This window comes from Mesorhizobium sp. CA10 (genome assembly GCF_020165285.1).
Taxonomy (GTDB): Bacteria; Pseudomonadota; Alphaproteobacteria; order Rhizobiales; family Rhizobiaceae; genus Mesorhizobium.
In genome coordinates this window covers 442,250-459,678 of record NZ_JAIUHV010000002.1, presented here as the reverse complement: position 1 = coordinate 459,678, position 17,429 = coordinate 442,250, and the positions used below count along the sequence as shown (strand labels likewise).

19 protein-coding genes are annotated in these 17,429 nt (G+C 64.1%); 10 read left to right on the top strand and 9 right to left on the bottom strand.

The annotated features are described in order from the left end of the window. Positions 1-104: 104 nt before the first annotated feature. The 3 genes from xylB to LB535_RS05650 all read right to left on the bottom strand — a co-directional run bounded on the left by xylB (position 105) and on the right by LB535_RS05650 (position 3,589). Positions 105-1,559: a xylulokinase gene (gene xylB, locus LB535_RS05660; protein WP_224631480.1), complete on the bottom strand. Its 1,455-nt coding sequence runs from the start codon at positions 1,557-1,559 to the stop codon at positions 105-107. A gap of 82 nt (positions 1,560-1,641) precedes the next feature. Further along, entirely contained in the window at positions 1,642-2,961 is a 1,320-nt protein-coding gene (locus LB535_RS05655) for a tetratricopeptide repeat protein (RefSeq protein WP_224631479.1), read from the bottom strand. 4 nt (positions 2,962-2,965) lie between these two features. Further along, on the bottom strand, positions 2,966-3,589 hold the full coding sequence (locus LB535_RS05650; RefSeq protein WP_224631478.1) for a LysE family translocator: 624 nt from the start codon (positions 3,587-3,589) through the stop codon (positions 2,966-2,968). Positions 3,590-3,914: 325 nt separating this feature from the next. On the opposite strand from LB535_RS05650, the gene LB535_RS05645 reads away from it, so the two are divergent. From LB535_RS05645 to LB535_RS05610, 8 genes are all read left to right on the top strand, one after another. After that, positions 3,915-4,583, top strand: a complete 669-nt coding sequence (locus LB535_RS05645) for a L,D-transpeptidase (protein WP_224631675.1) — start codon at positions 3,915-3,917, stop codon at positions 4,581-4,583. A 111-nt stretch (positions 4,584-4,694) separates the two neighbouring features. Further along, positions 4,695-5,861, top strand: coding sequence for a diphosphate--fructose-6-phosphate 1-phosphotransferase (locus LB535_RS05640; protein WP_224631477.1), 1,167 nt, complete (start codon positions 4,695-4,697; stop codon positions 5,859-5,861). A 14-nt stretch (positions 5,862-5,875) separates the two neighbouring features. Next, entirely contained in the window at positions 5,876-6,622 is a 747-nt protein-coding gene (locus tag LB535_RS05635) for an MBL fold metallo-hydrolase (protein WP_224631476.1), read from the top strand. A gap of 189 nt (positions 6,623-6,811) precedes the next feature. Beyond that, positions 6,812-8,350, top strand: a complete 1,539-nt coding sequence (locus LB535_RS05630; RefSeq protein ID WP_224631475.1) for a DegQ family serine endoprotease — start codon at positions 6,812-6,814, stop codon at positions 8,348-8,350. A gap of 116 nt (positions 8,351-8,466) precedes the next feature. Continuing rightward, positions 8,467-9,078, top strand: a complete 612-nt coding sequence (locus tag LB535_RS05625) for a molybdopterin-dependent oxidoreductase (RefSeq protein ID WP_224631474.1) — start codon at positions 8,467-8,469, stop codon at positions 9,076-9,078. 24 nt (positions 9,079-9,102) lie between these two features. After that, positions 9,103-9,849: a ferredoxin reductase gene (locus tag LB535_RS05620; RefSeq protein WP_224631473.1), complete on the top strand. Its 747-nt coding sequence runs from the start codon at positions 9,103-9,105 to the stop codon at positions 9,847-9,849. Positions 9,850-9,918: 69 nt separating this feature from the next. Beyond that, positions 9,919-10,152, top strand: coding sequence for an AbrB/MazE/SpoVT family DNA-binding domain-containing protein (locus tag LB535_RS05615; protein WP_095768178.1), 234 nt, complete (start codon positions 9,919-9,921; stop codon positions 10,150-10,152). Continuing rightward, the gene (locus tag LB535_RS05610; RefSeq protein ID WP_224545298.1) at positions 10,149-10,553 is read left to right on the top strand and encodes a type II toxin-antitoxin system VapC family toxin; all 405 of its coding nucleotides are present in this window, start codon (positions 10,149-10,151) and stop codon (positions 10,551-10,553) included. The genes LB535_RS05615 and LB535_RS05610 overlap by 4 nt, the downstream gene beginning before the upstream one ends. Before the next feature lie 25 nt (positions 10,554-10,578). On the opposite strand, the gene LB535_RS05605 is transcribed toward LB535_RS05610, so the two are convergent. From LB535_RS05605 to LB535_RS05585, 5 genes are read right to left on the bottom strand one after another with little or no spacing between them, the layout of a single operon-like run. After that, on the bottom strand, positions 10,579-12,051 hold the full coding sequence (locus LB535_RS05605; RefSeq protein WP_224631472.1) for a nucleotidyltransferase family protein: 1,473 nt from the start codon (positions 12,049-12,051) through the stop codon (positions 10,579-10,581). Further along, the gene (locus tag LB535_RS05600) at positions 12,051-12,728 is read right to left on the bottom strand and encodes a glycosyltransferase family 2 protein (protein ID WP_224631471.1); all 678 of its coding nucleotides are present in this window, start codon (positions 12,726-12,728) and stop codon (positions 12,051-12,053) included. The genes LB535_RS05605 and LB535_RS05600 overlap by 1 nt, the downstream gene beginning before the upstream one ends. Then, complete coding sequence (locus LB535_RS05595) at positions 12,725-13,480, bottom strand: glycosyltransferase family 2 protein (RefSeq protein WP_224631470.1); 756 nt, start codon at positions 13,478-13,480, stop codon at positions 12,725-12,727. Before LB535_RS05595 ends, LB535_RS05600 begins: the two co-directional genes overlap by 4 nt. Further along, positions 13,477-14,526: a serine kinase gene (locus tag LB535_RS05590; RefSeq protein WP_224631469.1), complete on the bottom strand. Its 1,050-nt coding sequence runs from the start codon at positions 14,524-14,526 to the stop codon at positions 13,477-13,479. The genes LB535_RS05595 and LB535_RS05590 overlap by 4 nt, the downstream gene beginning before the upstream one ends. Positions 14,527-14,559: 33 nt before the next feature. Beyond that, complete coding sequence (locus LB535_RS05585; RefSeq protein ID WP_224631468.1) at positions 14,560-14,982, bottom strand: PqqD family protein; 423 nt, start codon at positions 14,980-14,982, stop codon at positions 14,560-14,562. A gap of 620 nt (positions 14,983-15,602) precedes the next feature. Between LB535_RS05585 and LB535_RS05580 the strand changes: the two genes are divergently transcribed. Together LB535_RS05580 and LB535_RS05575 are read left to right on the top strand one after the other, a co-directional pair. Beyond that, complete coding sequence (locus tag LB535_RS05580) at positions 15,603-15,809, top strand: DUF680 domain-containing protein (protein WP_095768185.1); 207 nt, start codon at positions 15,603-15,605, stop codon at positions 15,807-15,809. 71 nt (positions 15,810-15,880) lie between these two features. After that, complete coding sequence (locus tag LB535_RS05575) at positions 15,881-16,114, top strand: DUF680 domain-containing protein (RefSeq protein WP_095768186.1); 234 nt, start codon at positions 15,881-15,883, stop codon at positions 16,112-16,114. A gap of 186 nt (positions 16,115-16,300) precedes the next feature. Here the strand turns inward: LB535_RS05575 and LB535_RS05570 are convergent, their stop codons facing one another. Continuing rightward, positions 16,301-17,413 carry an ABC transporter ATP-binding protein gene (locus LB535_RS05570; protein ID WP_095768187.1) on the bottom strand — a complete coding sequence of 371 codons (1,113 nt, stop codon included), beginning with the start codon at positions 17,411-17,413 and terminating at the stop codon, positions 16,301-16,303. Between the last annotated feature and the right edge of the window lie 16 nt (positions 17,414-17,429).

Sequence of the window (17,429 nt, the reverse complement as noted above, 5' to 3'; positions counted from 1 at the left end):
CTCTCCTTGCAACGCCGGCGATTGGCGAAAGCCGGCGTGACATCCAATCTCCCCCCTTGCGGGGGAGATGCCCGGCAGGGCAGAGAGGGGGGCCTCGCGCATAGTCACGCAGTTATCGCTCTTATCGCCGGATACAGCGCCCGATACCTCTGATACGCATCAGCATAAGCGCCACCCAGCCCGACATCCGGCTCGATCGTCGCATCCGTCGCCGGCGCCGTGCACACAGCCAGCGGATCGGCCCCCGTCGCCGCAATCAACCCAAGCCTTGCCGCACCAAACGCCGCGCCGAAATCGCCCTCGGTCGGAATATCGACCGGAACCTGCAGCGCGGTAGCGATCGCTTTCAGCCAATAGCGCGAGCGCGAGCCGCCGCCGATCGCGGTCACCCGGCTCAGCGTCGTGCCGGCCGTCTTCAGCGCTTCGAGACTGTCGCGGAAGGCGAAGGCGACGCCCTCAAGCACCGCCTGCGTCAGCACGGCCCGGCTCGATTGATGCGCCAGACCGGTCAAGGAGCCGCGGATGGCGGAATCATTGTGCGGCGTGCGCTCGCCCGAGAGATAGGGCAGGAAGGTAACGCCCGTCGGCGCCTTCAGCGTATCGCCGAGTTCGCCGGTCAGGTCGCCGGCGCTCTTTGCCGTGATCTCCGACAGCCAGTTGAGCGAATCGGTGGCCGAAAGGATCACGCCCATCTGGTGCCAGGTGTCGGGCAGCGCATGGCAGAACGTGTGCACCGCGCTTTCCGGATTGGGCAAATAGGAGGCGTTCGCCGCAAACAGCACGCCCGACGTGCCGAGCGACACGAAGGCGTGGCCGGCGCCGACCGTGCCCATGCCGCAGGCCGAGGCCGCGTTGTCGCCAGCGCCGCCGGCAACAGGAATACCCGCCGCGACGCCCCACTTGGAAGCAAGCTCACCGCGCAGCCCACCGGCCTTGGCAGTGCCCTCGACCAGCGACGGCATGTGCTTCTCGTCGAGCGACGTCGCCGCCAGCAATTCGGGCGCCCAGCGCCGCTTGCCGACATCGAGCCACGATGTGCCGGCCGAATCCGACATTTCCGAAATATGCTCGCCGGTCAGCCAGAGCCGCAGGTAATCCTTTGGCAGTAGCACCTTGGCCACCTTGGCGAAGATTGCCGGCTCGTTGTTCTTCACCCAGGCAAGCTTCGGCGCGGTGAAGCCCGGGAAGACGATGTTGCCGGTGAGCTTGCGGAAGCGTGGATCGGCATCGAGCGCGGCCGCCTCGACATGGCTGCGAGTGTCGTTCCACAGAATGCAGGGGCGCAGCACCTTGTCCGAGGCATCGAGCAGGGTGGCGCCATGCATCTGGCCGGAAAGGCCGATGCCTTTGACCGCGGCAAGCTCCTTCGGGTGCGAAGCCTTGAGCTCGGCAATCGCCGTCTCGCAGGCTTCGATCCAATGCGCCGGATCCTGCTCCGACCAGCCGGGATGCGGCCGCGAGACATCGAGCGAGCCATGGCCGGAGCCGATGACCTTCTGGCCGTCGTGGATCAGCAGCGCCTTGACGCCCGAAGTCCCTAGGTCGAGGCCGAGATACATGATTTCCTCCCACTGCCGTTAATTTTTTCGGATCCCGAAAAAATCTGGCTTGGCCAGTTTTTAGGACAAGATCCGCTCCGGGTCAATTCTCTGACAAATCGGCGGCGCGACGCGAGAACAGCGCCGACAGCGGGCTGTCGGACCTGGCGAGCTGCCGTTCGGCCGTCAGCGCCCGCGCGAGCGCCGTATCGCCGGCGCGCAACGCGGCCTCGATCAGCGTCAGGTCGATCACGTCGCGCTGCGCATGGCTGCCGCCGAAACGATGCGCGATCGAGCGGATCGGCCGGATCAGGCGCACGGCCTCGTCATATTTGCCTCCGCCGAAAGCCTTGATCGCAAGCGTCAGCGGATGGCCGACATCGCGCGTGAAGGCGGCGTTGTCATCGTCGCCGCGCATCGCCTCGCGCTGCGTCTCGATCAGCGTTTTCGCCGGCGCCTCCAGCCCTGCGCCGACAAAGGCCATCATCGCATGCGCGTCGTTGAAGGCATAATTGCCGGCGGCGGCTTTTGGCATCCAGTTGCCGGCAAGCGCCGCCCAGCGGTCGCCGACATCGACGCCGCCCAGAGCGAGGCGCCACAGGATCGCTGAGGCATCGACCATATTGAGCGCCAATGTCGAGCGGTCGCCATAGATCGGCCCGTCATAGAGCTTGAGCACCTCGTCGGTTTCGCCGAGATCGTAATGGAACAGCGCCAGATGCCACCAATTGTGGATCTGGAGAAAACTCTCCTTGGTCCATGCATCAGGATTGGCGCGCATCCAGGCGATGCCGTCTCGTTGCCGGCTCTGCATTTCCATGACATGCGCGACCGCATGCTGCGCCCAGCCGTCGCGCGGTTCGATCTCGATGGCTTCTCGGCCCAGGGATTCGGCACGGGCGTAATCGCCCATCTCTTCCAGCCCGAAGGCCTGCATGCCGAGAATGGCGTGGTAGCCCGGCATGCCTTTCTGCCACGCCGGCAGCGCCCGGCCGATACGGTCGCGCAGCATGCGCGCATTGCCGGTGAAGAAATCGATCTGGTGCCCGACCTGCAGCGCTAGCGCATCGCGCGGAGTGTCGATCGCGATGTCTTCGAGGATGCGCGCGGCTTCATGCCAGCGGCCATCGGCGAGATGCCCAAGCGCCGCAACATGCGCCCGTTCGCGCGCGGTGCCGGCGAGTGGCAGCGCCGCCATGTGGCATGATCGCGCGACGGCCATCGCGTCCCGCTCGGTGGCGAGGCCGAACAGATAGCCCTTGAACACATGCGCCATGACGAAGGCCGGATCATCGGCAACGGCGCGGTCGATAGAACCGGCCGGATCGCCGATGAAGCATTGCAATTCATGCATGGCGCGGGCGTAGGACGAAAACCCGGCTTCGGTCGCACCGGAATAGGCAAGACCGAATGCGTCCTTCATAGCGTCAGTTGGCCGACCGCATCGCCACCGTGGCGATGCCGGCGCCGACCAGCAGCGTGCCGCCGGTGCGGTTGAAGATGCGGATCGCCTTGGGGTTGCGCACGATCGCCCTGGCCCTGGACGCGACCAGCGCGTAGCCAAAGGCATTGGCGAAGGCCAAAGTCAGGAAGGTCGTCTCGAAGATCAGCATCTGCGTCCAGAAATCGGCGTGCCGGTCGAGGAACTGCGGCAGGAAGGCGACGAAGAAGGTGATGCTCTTCGGGTTGAGCGCCGTCACCAGCCAGGCATGCGCCATCATCCTTACTGCCGAGACTGCGTCGGTGCGCGGTTCTGCCTTCACCGCGCCGCCGGCGCGGAACAGTTTTATGCCGAGATAAATCAGATAGCCGGCGCCGATCACCTTGAGCATGGTGAACACCGTTGCCGAAGCCGCGAGCAGCGCGCCGATGCCCAGCATCGACAGTGTCATGGCGGTGAAGTCGCCCAGCGCGACGCCACCCGCCATCGGCAGCGCGGTGCGCCAGCCCTGGCCCAGCGCGTAGGAGACGACCAGGAGGATCGTCGGGCCGGGAATGACAAGAAGGATGGAAGAGGCGGCGGCGAAGGCAGCCCAGTTTTCGAAGGACATTTCCCTGCTCCTTGAGCGCAAAGAAAAGGATAAATCCTGGGGCCGGCGAGAATGTAAAGGGGCCGTGGGAAAAATCTTCAGCGCCGAGGCCGGCGGCTCATCTACCGCCATAACGATCCGTTAGGGTTAAGCCCGGCACGGGCTCTTTCACCCTTTTTCAACGATGAATGGCGAAAATGCCTGCGATCCGGCCGGACCCCCGCCGGCAGCGTAGGGTTTGTGCATGCGCGAGTTGCCGCAACGTCTGACGCCGCCTTCCAACGGCGCCGCAATCGATACCGAAATTCAGCTTTCCCGCCGCGCCGTGCTTTCCGGCGCGGGCGCCATGGCGCTGCTCGGCCTTGCCGGCTGCAGCACCACCGACGCGCTCGACTTGCCGCAAATGCAGCTCGACAACACCGTCACCGGTTCCGTGCCTCCCATGCGTCCGGCGATCAGCGTCGACAAGAACATTACCGGCCCGGACGTCATGTATGCCTCGCTCACCGACGGCGGCTTCCAGGTGCCGGAGGTGCCGTGGCAGAAGGTCAAGCCGCAGTTCCGCCGCCAGATCGTCGTCGACAAGACCGGCGAGGCGCCCGGCACCATCGTCGTCCACTTGCAGGAGCGCATGCTCTATCTCGTCCAGCCGGGCGGCGACGCCATCCGCTACGGCGTCGGCATCGGCAAGGACGGCTTCCGCTGGTCGGGCCGCGCCAACATCCAGTACGGCCGCGAATGGCCGGTGTGGACGCCGCCGCCGGAAATGATCCAGCGCAAGCCCGAACTGGTGAAATGGCAAGGCGGCCAGCCCGGCGGCCTCACCAATCCGCTGGGCGCCCGGGCGCTCTATATCTACCAGAACGGCAAGGATACCGGCTACCGCATCCACGGCTCGCCCGAATGGTGGAGCATCGGCCAGGCAATGTCGTCGGGCTGCGTGCGCCTGATCAACCAGGACATCATCGACCTCTACAGCCGCGTTTCCAAGAAGAACCCGGTCGTCGTGGTCTGATCTTTCCAGGCGACCTGTCTGGCCGCCATTTCGAGATCCCGTTTCTTCCGTTGCGCGATGCCGCAAGACAGGCGAAGGTGCCGTGAAAACCTTCGCCTCGGGAGAGAAAACATGGCTGGAACCTTCGTCATCGCGCAGGGCGGCGGCCCGACCGCCGTCATCAACCAGACGGTCGTCGGCGCCACGCTGGAAATTCGCAAACGTCATCCAGGCGCCAAGGTGCTGGGCTCGCTCCACGGCGTGCGCGGCATCCGCGACGGCAATTATGTCGATCTCTCCGCCATCCCCGAGGACAGGCTGCGGCTGATTGCCGGCACGCCGAGCGCCGCCCTCGGCTCGACCCGCGATAAGCCGGACGCCGCCTATTGCGAGGTCATCCTCAACGGCTTGAAAAAGGCCGGCGCCGACGCCTTCATCTATATTGGCGGCAACGACACCTCGGGCACGCAGCAGATCCTGACCGATGCCGCCGGCGGCTCGATCGCCTTCGTGCACGCGCCCAAGACCATCGACAACGACCTCGAGGAGAACGACCACACGCCGGGCTTCATCTCGGCGGCAGAATTCGTCGCTGGCGCCTTCCTCTCCGTCGACCTCGATTTCCGCGCCCTGCCCGGCATCTATGTCGGCATCGTCATGGGCCGGCATGCCGGCTTCCTGACCGCCGCCGCGGCCGCATGGCAGCTCGATCCCGACAGCGGACCGCATCTGATCTACGTGCCGGAGCGCGCCTTCTCGGCGAAGCGCTTCATCGAGGAAGTGCGCGAAAAGCTGGACCGCCACAAGCGCTGCATCGTCGCTGTCTCGGAGGGCGTCAGCACTGCCGACGGCAAGGCGCTGGTCGAAAGCCTGGTGCCGCCGGACAAGCTGGAGCGCGATCAGCACGGCAACGTCAAATTGTCGGGCAGCGACCTGCCGGCGGCGCTCGAACGGGCCTTGGCCGAGGGCCTGCCCGGCAAGCGCGCGCGGGTCGACGCGCTGGGCTATATGCCGCGCGGTTATGTCGGCGCGATCAGCGCTCTCGATGCCGAGGAAGCCTTCGATGCGGGCGCCTTCGCGGTTGCCGTTGCAGGCGAAGGCGGCGGCTCGGTCGCGATCCAGTATGACGGGTCGAAGACGGTGTTGAAGAAGGTGCCGCTGAAGGCGGTGGCCGGCAAGACCCGCCACATGCCCGACGATTTCATGAAGCCGGACGCCAATCAGCTTTCGGAAGCCGGCATGGCCTATCTGAAGCGGCTGGTGCCGGAAAAATACAAGGTCGGGAAGCCGTTCATCTGATGGGCGGCGGCCCGATGCCCGAGCTTGCGGTTGGCGACTGGTTCGGCAAGGCGAAAGTCGATGCCGGCACGACGATGCTGACCGAGCCTTTCGTGCATGATTTCGTGCGCGCCAACATGTGGCATTTGAAGGGCCGCGAGGCGGATCTGCTGGTCGATACCGGCATGGGCATCCGTCCGCTGGCGCCTGAGATCGACACGCCGCCCGGCAAGCCGCTCATCGTCGTCGCCACGCACATCCATCTCGACCATGTCGGCTCGCTGCATGAATTCCCGCTGCGCCTGGGCCCGAAGATGAGCGCGCCGCGGTTCGACGTCATGGATGATGCCGTCACCTACGCGTACATGTTCCACAATCTCGACGGCGCCGTCTCGAAGCTGCCGGCGCCGGACTGGAAGGCGGCCGATTACCGGATTCCCTCAGCACCGCTGACGCGTGTGCTCGACGAAGGCGACATCGTCGATCTCGGCGACCGCAAATTCCGTGTGCTGCATCTGCCTGGACACTCGCCGGATTCGATCGCGCTTTTCGACGAGGCCGATGGCCTCTTCCTCGCCGGCGATGCCATCTATGACGGCATGCTGATCGACGATCTGCCGGATTCGGACCGCACGGCCTATTGCCGCACCATGCGGCGCCTGCTCGACCTGCCGATCCGCATCGGCCATGGCGGCCATGGCCCGAGTTTTACCGGCCAGCGAATGCGTGAGATCGCCTCCGCTTATCTGCGTCGGAGAGAGCGGTTCGTAAGCGCTCTCTGAATTAAATCTTCGTAAGGTCATCCAAAGGCCCTGATTCAGGCCATTCCGCACCCTAAATCCTGATTGTCGATCCGGCCGGCTGCCATGCAAGGCGAGGCAGGCAATCCCGGTCGCCGACACGCCAACGGATGCGTGCTTCGAGAGCCATCCGGGGCGCCGGATCAACCTCTCGCCCGGACAGAAACGACCATGTCACCCATGAACATTCTTCGCAGACATCGCGTCGCGGCCCTGTTGGGCGCTGCGCTGATCATTTCTCCCGTTATCGGTTCCTTTGCCGAGAGCACGAACAGCGCCGGATTGAGCAACGCCGTCGCCACCACGCAAACTCCCGCCGCCGGCGTTACCGCGCCTAACGGCTCCTTCGCTCCCATCGTTGCCACCACAAAGCCGGCAGTCGTAACAGTCACGACAATGATGAAGGGCCAGCCGGACGCCATGAGCGAGGGTTCGCCCTTCGACGGCAACTCGCCTTTCGACGACTATTTCCGGCAATTCTTCGGCGACCAGGGCATGCCGATGCCCAAGACGCCCCCTCAGCGGGCACCACGTAGCGAGGCGCTCGGCTCCGGCTTCATCGTCAGCGCGGATGGCACAATCGTAACCAACAACCATGTCATCGACGGCGCCAGCTCGATCAAGGTGACGCTCGACGACGGCACCGAGCTTCCGGCCAAGCTTGTCGGCCACGATGCGAAGCATGACCTGGCTGTGCTCAAGATCAAGGCAGACAAGCCGTTGCCGACCGTCAAGTGGGGCGATTCCAGCAAGCTGATGACCGGCGACCAGGTGCTGGCGATAGGCAACCCATTCGGCATCGGCACCACGGTTACCGCCGGCATTGTCTCGGCGCGCGGCCGCGATCTCCATAGCGGGCCGTTCGACGACTTCATTCAGATCGACGCGCCGATCAATCACGGCAATTCGGGCGGTCCGCTGGTCGACATCCATGGCAATGTGATCGGCATCAACACCGCCATCTACTCGCCCAATGGCGGCAGCGTCGGCGTCGGCTTCGCCATCCCGTCGGATCAGGCCCAGAAAGTCGTGGCCAAGCTGATGAAGGGCGGCGACATCGAATACGGCTACCTCGGCGTCCAGATCCAGCCGGTCACCCCGGATGTTGCCGGCGCCATTGGCCTCGACCATCCTGCCGGAGCCTTGGTCTCGTCGGTCACGCCGGGCTCGCCTGCGGCCAAGGCGGGCATTGAAGTCGGGGATGTGATCACCGGCTTTGGCGGCCAGGCAATCAAGGATCCGAAGGACCTGTCGCGCGCCGTCGCAGATGTTCCGCCCGGCAACAAGGAAACGGTCGATATCTGGCGTAAGGGCAAGGCGGTTCAGGTCTCCGCAGACGTCGGCCGCAACACCGACGAGGTGCAGACCGCCTCGAATGGCGAAGGCGGCAAGCCGTCAGCGGGCCAGGGCGTGCCGTCGCTCGGCCTCGGGCTGACCGATATCACTCCCGATATCCGGCAGGAGCTCAACCTTGCCGACAACCAGCACGGCGCCGTGATTGAGCGTGTCAATCCGGACAAGGCGGCTTCGGCGGCGGGCCTCCAGCCGGGGGACGTGATCGTCGGCGTCGACCAGACGCCCGTAAAGAACGCCAGACAGGCGAACCAGGCGATCGCCGAGGCAGCCAAGTCGGGCAAGAAGTCGGTGCTGCTGCTTGTCGATCGCGGCGACCAGCAGATCTTCGTCGCGGTCCCGTTCGCGGCCGGCTGACGACGTCGTGGCGACCTGCCGGTTGCAAGGCGGGTCGCCAAGATTTCTGTTGCCCCGGAAGGCGTCTTCGAGAACACTCCCCGCGATCGACCAAATCCGGCGCAAGGGATGTCTCGATGGTTACGCGTGGCTTCTTTTCCGGACGGCGTCCTCCTTCCGACACCGACACGCGCATCCCGCCGGGCCAGTATCTGGAGCAGGGTTTCCCGGTTTTGTCGGCGGGGCCGACGCCGCGGGTGCGTACCGAGGACTGGTCCTTCACCCTCAAGCGGGGGCCCCGACCGCTCAAGACATGGAACTGGGCCGAATTCAACGCGCTGCCGCAAAGCAAGATGACGCGCGACATCCATTGCGTGACGGCCTGGACCAAGTTCAACACGCCCTGGCAAGGTGTGATGATCGACGACATCCTCGCCGATGCCGGCATCGAGCCGCCGACGGCCTACACGCTGGCGCTGTCGTTTGACGGCTATTCCACCAATGTGCCGACCAAGGACCTCATCACCGGCAAGGCGATGGTGGCGCTGCTTTACGAAGGCAAGCCGATCACGCCTGATCATGGCGGGCCGGCCCGGCTTCTGGTGCCGCATCTCTATTTCTGGAAATCGGCCAAATGGGTGAACGGGCTGCAGTTCACCGAGCGCGACGAGCCGGGCTTCTGGGAGCTGCGCGGCTATCACATGTATGGCGACCCCTGGCGCGAGCAGCGCTATTCCAGTGACCCGTGAGGGGCGATTTGTGAGCAGCAATCGATGAGCGCCGAGCCGTCGCCGCAATCGCCCTGGCAGGCAGCCACGATCACCCGCATCGAAAAGCGCACGCCACGCGTCACCAGCTTCTGGTTCCAGCCGTCGCGGCGCTTCGCCCATCTGGCCGGACAGCATGTCGAAGTCCGGCTGACGGCGCCGGACGGCTATCAGGCGCGCCGATCCTATTCCATAGCTTCGGCGCCCGAAGCAGGTGCCGTCGTCGAGCTCGCGATCGAGCGGCTCGACCACGGCGAGGTCTCGCCCTTCTTCCACGATGTCGCTGCCGTCGGCGACGAGATCGAGCTGCGCGGACCGCTGGGGGGCCATTTCATCTGGGAGGAGAGCGACGGCGGGCCGATCCTTCTGGTAGGCGGCGGCTCGGGCGTCGTGCCGCTGATGGCGATGGTGCGCCATCGCACGCTGCGCAACAAAGCGGTGCCCGTTGCGCTGGTGTTCTCGGCCCGGGTCTGGGACGAGGTGATTTTTCGCGACGAGCTGATCGGCCTCGACGATCGTCGTGACGGGTTCGATCTGGTGCTGACGCTGACCCGCGAGCCGGCGAGGCGGCCGCCCGACTATTCCCGGCGCGTCGACGCCCGCATGATGGCGCAAGCCATCGAGCGCCTGCCGAAGGCACCGAGGCTGGCCTATGTCTGCGGCTCGAACGCCTTCGTCTCGGCCGCCGCTGATGCCCTGATTGGCGCCGGCGTTCCGGCGGGGATTATCCGCACCGAGCGCTATGGAGTTTGACAGAAGCCCGTTGAAATTCGACCCAATAGGTAATACCTTGCTTACAATTGGTATTACTGAGGAGCGAAGATGGCCACCACCGTTACGTCAAAAGGACAGGTCACCATTCCAAAACCGGTCCGCGATCTGTTGGGGATCGTCCCGGGAAGCAGGGTCGATTTCCGGCGCGCCGCCGATGGGAGCGTAGTGCTTGCTCGTGTCGACAGAAAGCAAACGGCGAGCCGCTTCGCCAAGTTGCGCGGCCATGCCGGCGAGGGGCTTACGACCGACGCGATCATGGCGCTGACGCGTGGTGAAGCGTGACGCTCATCGACACCAACGTCCTGCTTGACCTTGTTACTGACGATCCAAACTGGGCAGATTGGTCGGTTGCTCAGCTTGAGGCGGCGAGCCTCAACGGACCATTGTTGATCAACGATGCGGTCTATGCCGAGCTCGCCGTACGCTATGCCCGCATCGAGGATCTTGACGCTTTTCTCGATGCGGCCGGTCTTGAAATGGCTCCCATGCCGAGGGCCGCTCTTTTCCTTGCCGGAAAGGTATTTACACAGTACCACCGGTCAGGAGGACAAAAGACTGGTGTTTTGCCGGACTTCTTCATTGGTGCGCACGCTGCGGTCGGCCATCTTCCACTTCTGACCCGCGATATCGGCCGATATCGAACCTATTTCCCCTCCCTGAAGCTGATTACCCCAGGCTCTTGAGCCGTCCCGGACTGTTGCGCTGATGTCAGCCGGTCGGAGAGAATTTCGCCGAAACGAGCTGGAAAGGCAGCGCGCCGTAGCTGGCGACGGCCTGCTCGTTGTCCCAGACGCGAAACTGGCGTGACGGCCGAGCCTCCAGCACCAGGGCCCGTCCTGTCCCCTCAAGCTTCACCTTGCCGCGAAAGCGCAGCATCCGCTCCCCGCCGGAACGACTGATCGACATCGAGCGCAGCCGGGCCACGTGCCGGTCGCCCGCATTGATCTCCATCTCGATGCGTCGCCTGACCGGCGGGACGACGATGCGCACGATAAGATCGAGCGTCATCTCGCTGGCTTCGCCCTGCGGTCCGTCCAGGGTTTGCGAGAGCACAAATGCGGCAGGCCCGCCTGTCGCCTTCGTCGTCACGGACTTGCCGCGCCACACGATGTCGGGCTCGGTCTGCTTCAGCCGGCCTTTCTTGCGCTGCAGGCGCAACTGCTTTGCAAATCCCCGCGACAGCCAGGTCAGCGCGCCGAAATCGGTGCGCGGCTTGGCCTGCAGAACCGACGACAGCCGCGCCGCGCCGCGCCGGTCAGCCATGTCCACCACCTTGGCCAGCACGGCCTCCGGCACAGCGATGCCGATCTCCAGCGCAAGATAGGAAAGCGCCACCGCCGCGGCGACGGCGAGACTGCGCCTGGCGATGACATCGAGGAATATGGTCCAGTCGACAGTGCCGCCCTCGATGGCCACGGTGCAATCGACCAGCCAGTCGCTATGCGTATGTGCGTCGAGGCCGCCATGCGCGATGGCGAGCGCGGTGCGGTCGGCGGCCGAGGGGACGACTACGCTGACGTCGCTGAATTTGGCGGCAATCGCGCGGCGCCAGATGGCGAGGTCGTCCTCGGTGTTCTGCTGCGACCCGTCATAGGCAAGCTGATGCAGGTCGATGTCGCCGTAATTGCCCTTGAAGAAATTCATCGAGCGCAGCGATCCCAGCCGTGCGCGCAGATACTGCGGGGAAACACCGCTGGCGATCTGCCAGCCGCGGTCGCGCAGCACATCGAAGGCCGGCTGCATATCGCCCGGCCGCACCAGTATATCGATGTCATGCGCCACGCGCCCGCGCTGCGCGGCGGCATCGAGCGCGGTGCGGCTGGCGCCCTTGATCAACATCACCGTGCAACCGGCATCGACCATCGCCTTCAGTGCGGGCTCGGCCTCGCGCATGGCCATGCGCGACTTGGTCCACAGCATCTTCTGCAGGCCGACCAGGCGCGGATAAGCGGCGTTGCCGGCAAGCTTGCGTCCGAACCTGTCGGAAATCGCGGCAAGCAACCGGTGTTCCCGGAAGGAGACGTGGTCGATGTCGTTCTCGTTCAGCCAGCCGGCGGCGCAAAGGCGCGCCGCCTCTTCGTCGGGCAGAAGTGCCGCCTTGAGCAACTGGTCGAGCGAGCCGGTCGGCCAGGACCAGCCATAGTCTGGAAAACGCCTGCCGATGCGACGGATCTTCGCCATCAGCTGGAACCGGCTTTGCTTTGTGCCCGTCGCAGCATGGCCAGGCGTGCCACTTCCAGGTAACCGCGGTCGCGTGCCGCGTCGCGCCCATAGGACAGGCTCCCCGGCCTGATGCGCCGCAGCGCCAGGACATCAGGCATCATGTCGAGGACAAAACCGCTTTCCCGCGCGCGGGCGATCCAGTCGATCATCTCGCCGCGGCCGCCCGGCGGATCGACCATCGGGCCGACGCTCTCCGCGGTCTCCCGGCGCATCAGCATCGTCGAGCGCGACCAGCCGGGGGTTGCGGTCGGGGCCATCGCGTCGGGCTCTCCGTCGCGGAAGGCGCGCATATGGGTGAAGACCCCGGATATGCCGGGAAGCCGTTCGAGATGGGCAAGCTGCGCCGCGATCTTTTCAGGCAGCCAAAGGTCGTCGGCATCGAGCGTGGCGACGAAGGGCGTCGACAGCGCGGCGATGCCGCGGGTGGTCGCGCTGCCGGGTCCGGCATTGTCCTGGCGCAAAAGCCTGAGCGGCAGGTCGATGCCGCCGATCGCGGCGGCGAGATCGTCGGTCGAGCCGTCGTCGACCACCACGACCAGTTCGGGCCGCAACGTCTGCGCCGCCACCGATCGCAGCGTCTCCGCGATCGTGGCGCTGGCGTTGTAGGCCGGAATGACGACGCCGTATGCGCTCATGACATGAACTGCCAGTCCGCGAGTTTCTTCAGTTCGAAGATGCCTTCGATCGGCTTGAGCGAAGGGTTGCCCCTGCGCCGCTTCATCGACTTGTAGATCGCGCGCATGAACTCGCGCGACTGGACATCTTGCTGCCTTGTCATGTTGCCGGCGTGCCGCCGGTAATAAAGCGCCAGCGTGTCCGGAAGCGCGCATCGGGGGCCGACCTCGAAGCTGCGCAGCAGGAAGTCGGTATCCTCGGCCTGGACGAAGTCCTCGTCGAAAGCGCCGATCCGGTCGACCAGACGGCGCGAGAAGATCGCCGCCGAGAGATGGATGCCGCGAACCGTGATGCTGGTGCTGTCGCGGGTCGGCTCCAGCGTCTCGTCGTCGATTCTGTCGACCAGCATCATCCTGGAATAGGTGAGCTCGAGAGAAGGATCGCGCCTGAAAAGGTCCAGATCCGCCGCGAAGCGCCCGGCTGGCGAGATGTCGTCCGAATCGAGAAAGGACACCAGTTCCGTCTCGGGCTTGAGCCGGCTGAGCCCGCTGTTGCGCGCCCGGGTCACGCCCATGTTTTCCTGCCGAAACAGCCGGATGCAAGATGCTTCGTCCATCATCGCGCGCACCGCTTGGGCCGAACCGTCGGTCGAGCCGTCATCGATGACGATGATGTCGAGATCGGCGGCGTCGCGCTGCCTGATGAGCGAACGCAATGCCGCAACGACATAGCGCTCGCGATTGTAGACAGGCATGATCACGCTCAACTTCACCGGGCGCTCCGGACAAGGAAATCCGCAATCGTAGCGGCGATTTCTTCTGGGCGTGACCCAAGTGAAATTCGGTAGCATGGCAGTAGCCGAGTCAGATCGCTGAAGAAGCGAAAACCGCTTTCGCGTTCGCCAGGCATCTGGGCGATGCCGGACGGCGCCAGTGCCATGATGGCATCCTTGCGCGAAATCGGTGCGATCGAACTTGTCTTTCCGCCGCTGACATGTGGCACCAGCAACGCGCAAATGTCCAGACTCTCACGTTTTGGCCGGGGCGCGATCTCGTGAATGTGGAAGGCATGCTTGCCTTGCCAGTTGAGCGGGCGGCCGGTTCCCAGCCGCCTTTCCAGCCCGAGCCGGGCGAAACCCGGCGGATCCTGCTTCAGGATCGAAAACAGCGGTCGCGCGGTCACGCCGCCGGAAAGGTCGATCAGCACGTAATCGTCGCCGACGCTGTCCAGCCCGTTGAGCAGTCCTGCTACGACGGTTCCGGATTTTCCCGCACCCCCGGCGCCTGCCAGCAGCACGCCCCTGCCGTCGAGGCCCAGCGTGCCGGCATGGGCAAGGCGCATGCCGCGCGCGGCGTATTCCCAGTGCAGGAAGGCGCGCAGCGGCGACCCCTGCTCCCAAGGCGGAAACGCGTCGGGAGACCGCATCAACTGGACGCCGATCCGTCGGGCGGGATCGTAGACCTGCCAGAAATCCAGATCGTGGTAATGATGGCCGCGCAGCCCTGCCTCCGCAAGTTTCCGGGCAAAGCCGTGCTCGGTGAAATGCGCATCGCCCCAGCTTGCCGGTTCCGGCATGTCGCCGATGCCTGGATGGCCGATGAAGATACGGCATTGGCGGGAGTCCCGCGGATCGCCTTCGGCTTCGATGAAGGCCTGGCCAAGGGCATCAGCGAGCGCGCCGGGATCGAGATGCGCGATCAATTCCAGCCCCGGCAGGCGGATAGCACGCCGGACCGGAAACTGCACCGCCGCGCCTTCGGCAGCGGCGATGAGAAAGCGGGCATAGTCCGGTAGGGTCTCGAGCGTCACATGTGGCATGGTCTGTTCCGGCCGCCCTGACCCTTCGCCGGTTCAGGAAACCTGCCTGACGGCCGGCCAGCCGAGCGGCTCCTCGACTTCATGGATCGGGTCAACGATGATCAAGTCGGCAAGATCGTCATGGACGCTCACGGTGAGCGGTTCGCTCGCCGCAGCCAGCGCCGCCGGCAAATCGTCGGATGAGGGCAGCGGCGTTGCGCTGGAAGGCGTCAGCAGCCCGAACTCGACCAGCTGCGTAATGAATGCCTCGATGGCGGCGGCGTCGATCCTGCCAGCGGCCGATCGGATCAGCGCTTCGGTGCCGACACCCGAGGACAGCGCCTGCCACATTTTGCTGCCGGAATCGGAGAAGCCGAAATACTTGCCGTTGGAGAGGTCGAGCACGACAGCTTCGCCGTCGAAGGATTCGAAGACGATGTCCCGGCTCGCAACGGCGTAGACGTCGGAAAGAGGCATGTTCTTGACCCCCGCTCTGCAATTCCGGCCGGCGGCTGCGCCGGTCGTATCGTTGCCCTGACCCCTGGACAACGCCTGTAAACACTCGATCCTTGCTTGGCAAGGCAGGGCATAACGGCGTCATCTCGACCATTTTGGTGTTCAATTCGCGGTTCGAGCCCCGATTACGGGCACCGACAAGCAGGGCGACCGCGACCCTCCCGGCGCGAATGCCCGCTGGCCTTCAGTCTGAACACGGTCATGGAGCGGGCCGAATCGGCCTGTGGAGCGGGGGTATGATGGTTAATGGTATCGAAAAGTGACTATTAGGAGATTCTAAAATCGAACTGAACGGTTCGTTTCTGTTGACGGTGCGTGCAGGACGGTGTGAACGTTCGCGCTCCGATACATTTGGTGAGCCAACGGTCAAATCTTCATAAGTCCTTGATTAAATGCGATAAAAATAAAGTCATAGGCATGCTTATCAAAACTTCAAGATGCGCAATCATGGTCCAGACGGAAAAACTTCGTGATTGGAATCCCGCCCTCGGCTCACCCAAATCAGCGCTGTCCGAACGACGCGATTTCATTCCCAAGACACGCCGCTAGACGGACTGAATAAAGATACTGGAGTAGCAAAAATGAAAAAGATTGTTCTCACTGCCGCAGCCCTTCTGGCAATTTCTGGCAGCGCCTTTGCTGGTAGCGACCATTACAACCCGAATGAAGCCAATCAGGCGGCGGCCAAGGTCGACTCGTCCTACACGGCTGCGGTCCGCCAGTCTGCGCCGGCCACTCAGCAGCCTGCCACGACGGGCGCCGACCACAACCTTTTCGGCAACAACTAACAGCCGACCTTTAACCGGCGGCGGGCTCGCCCGCCGGCATCGGTCGGATCACAAGATTCAGGAGCACTGAAATGAAGAAGATCGTTCTTGCCACGGCCGCCCTGCTGGCCGTTTCCGGCGCTGCTTTTGCGGGCAGCGACAATTACAACAACAGTGGCGTCAACCAGCCGGCCCCGGCGGTCGATACCACCCCTACGTCGTCGATCGGCACCGACTCGCCTGTCTACAAGCTGCTGAACTCGTCGCGCGACGTGCAGAAGTCGGCGCCCCAGGGTGCCGACCGCGACCACTTTGGCAACCGTTGACAGCCGACTGTGATTTGAAAGAGAGAGCGGCGGGCCAGGCCCGCCGCTCTCTTTTTTTGCCGGGAAAGCCAGCCTGCCGATAAAGCAATTCCAGGAAAAGTGTAAGCGGTTTTCCGTCCGAAATTGCGTGAAAACAAAGAGATAGAGAGTTTCGCCGTTTCGGTGAAACGGTGAAACTCTCTAGCGTCAGGCAGCCTTTGCTTCCTCGCGATGCAGCGTGAAGGAATGGCCGTCGGCGTCGAAGATGTGCAGATCGCCGGCGCCGGCGTTGAGCCGCAGCGTCTCGCCGCGCTTGACCTCGACATTGCCCGGCAGCTTGGCAACCAGCGGCAGGTCGGCGCGGCCGATATCGATATAGACGAGCTGAACCTCGCCGAGCTGCTCGATATAGTCGACCTTGCCTTCGAACAGAAAGTCCGCGCCTGTGGCAATCGCGAGATCCTCCGGCCGCACGCCGAAGCTGACCGCCGCGCCATTGGCCGAGGCCGGCGTCGCGATCGGCACCGTCGCCTTGCGGCCGCCGACATGGCTGACCACGGTCGGATTGCCGGCCTTCTCGATCTTTGCCGGCAATATGTTCATGGCCGGTGAGCCGATGAACTGGGCGACGAACAGGTTGCCGGGCCGCTTGTAGAGTTCCATCGGCGTGCCGACCTGCTCGATAACGCCTTCCTTCAAGACCACGATGCGGTCCGCCAGCGTCATCGCCTCGACCTGGTCGTGCGTGACGTAGATCATGGTGGTGTTCGGCATCGATTCCTTGAGCTTGGCGATCTCGATGCGGGTGGCGACGCGCAGTGCTGCGTCGAGATTCGACAACGGCTCGTCGAACAGGAACACCTTCGGGTTTCGCACGATGGCGCGGCCGATGGCGACGCGCTGGCGCTGGCCGCCCGACATCGCCTTGGGCAGGCGGTCGAGATATTTGGTCAGTTGCAGGATCTCCGCCGCCTGGCGCACGCGCTTGTCGATCTCGGCCTTGCTTTCCTTGCCGATCTTCATCGAGAAGGCCATGTTGTCGTAAACCGTCATATGCGGATAGAGCGCATAGGACTGGAACACCATGGCGATGCCCCGCTTCGACGGCGGCACGTCGTTCACCACCTCGCCGTCGATCTTCAGCTCGCCCGACGTGATCTCCTCGAGGCCGGCGATCGACCTCAGCAAGGTCGACTTGCCGCAACCCGACGGCCCGACGAAGACGATGAACTCGCCTGATTTGATATCGAGGTCGATGCCGTGGAGAATGTTGAGGTTTCCGTATGATTTCTTCACCTGGTTGAGCGTGACATCGGCCATGTTTTTCTTCTCCCGT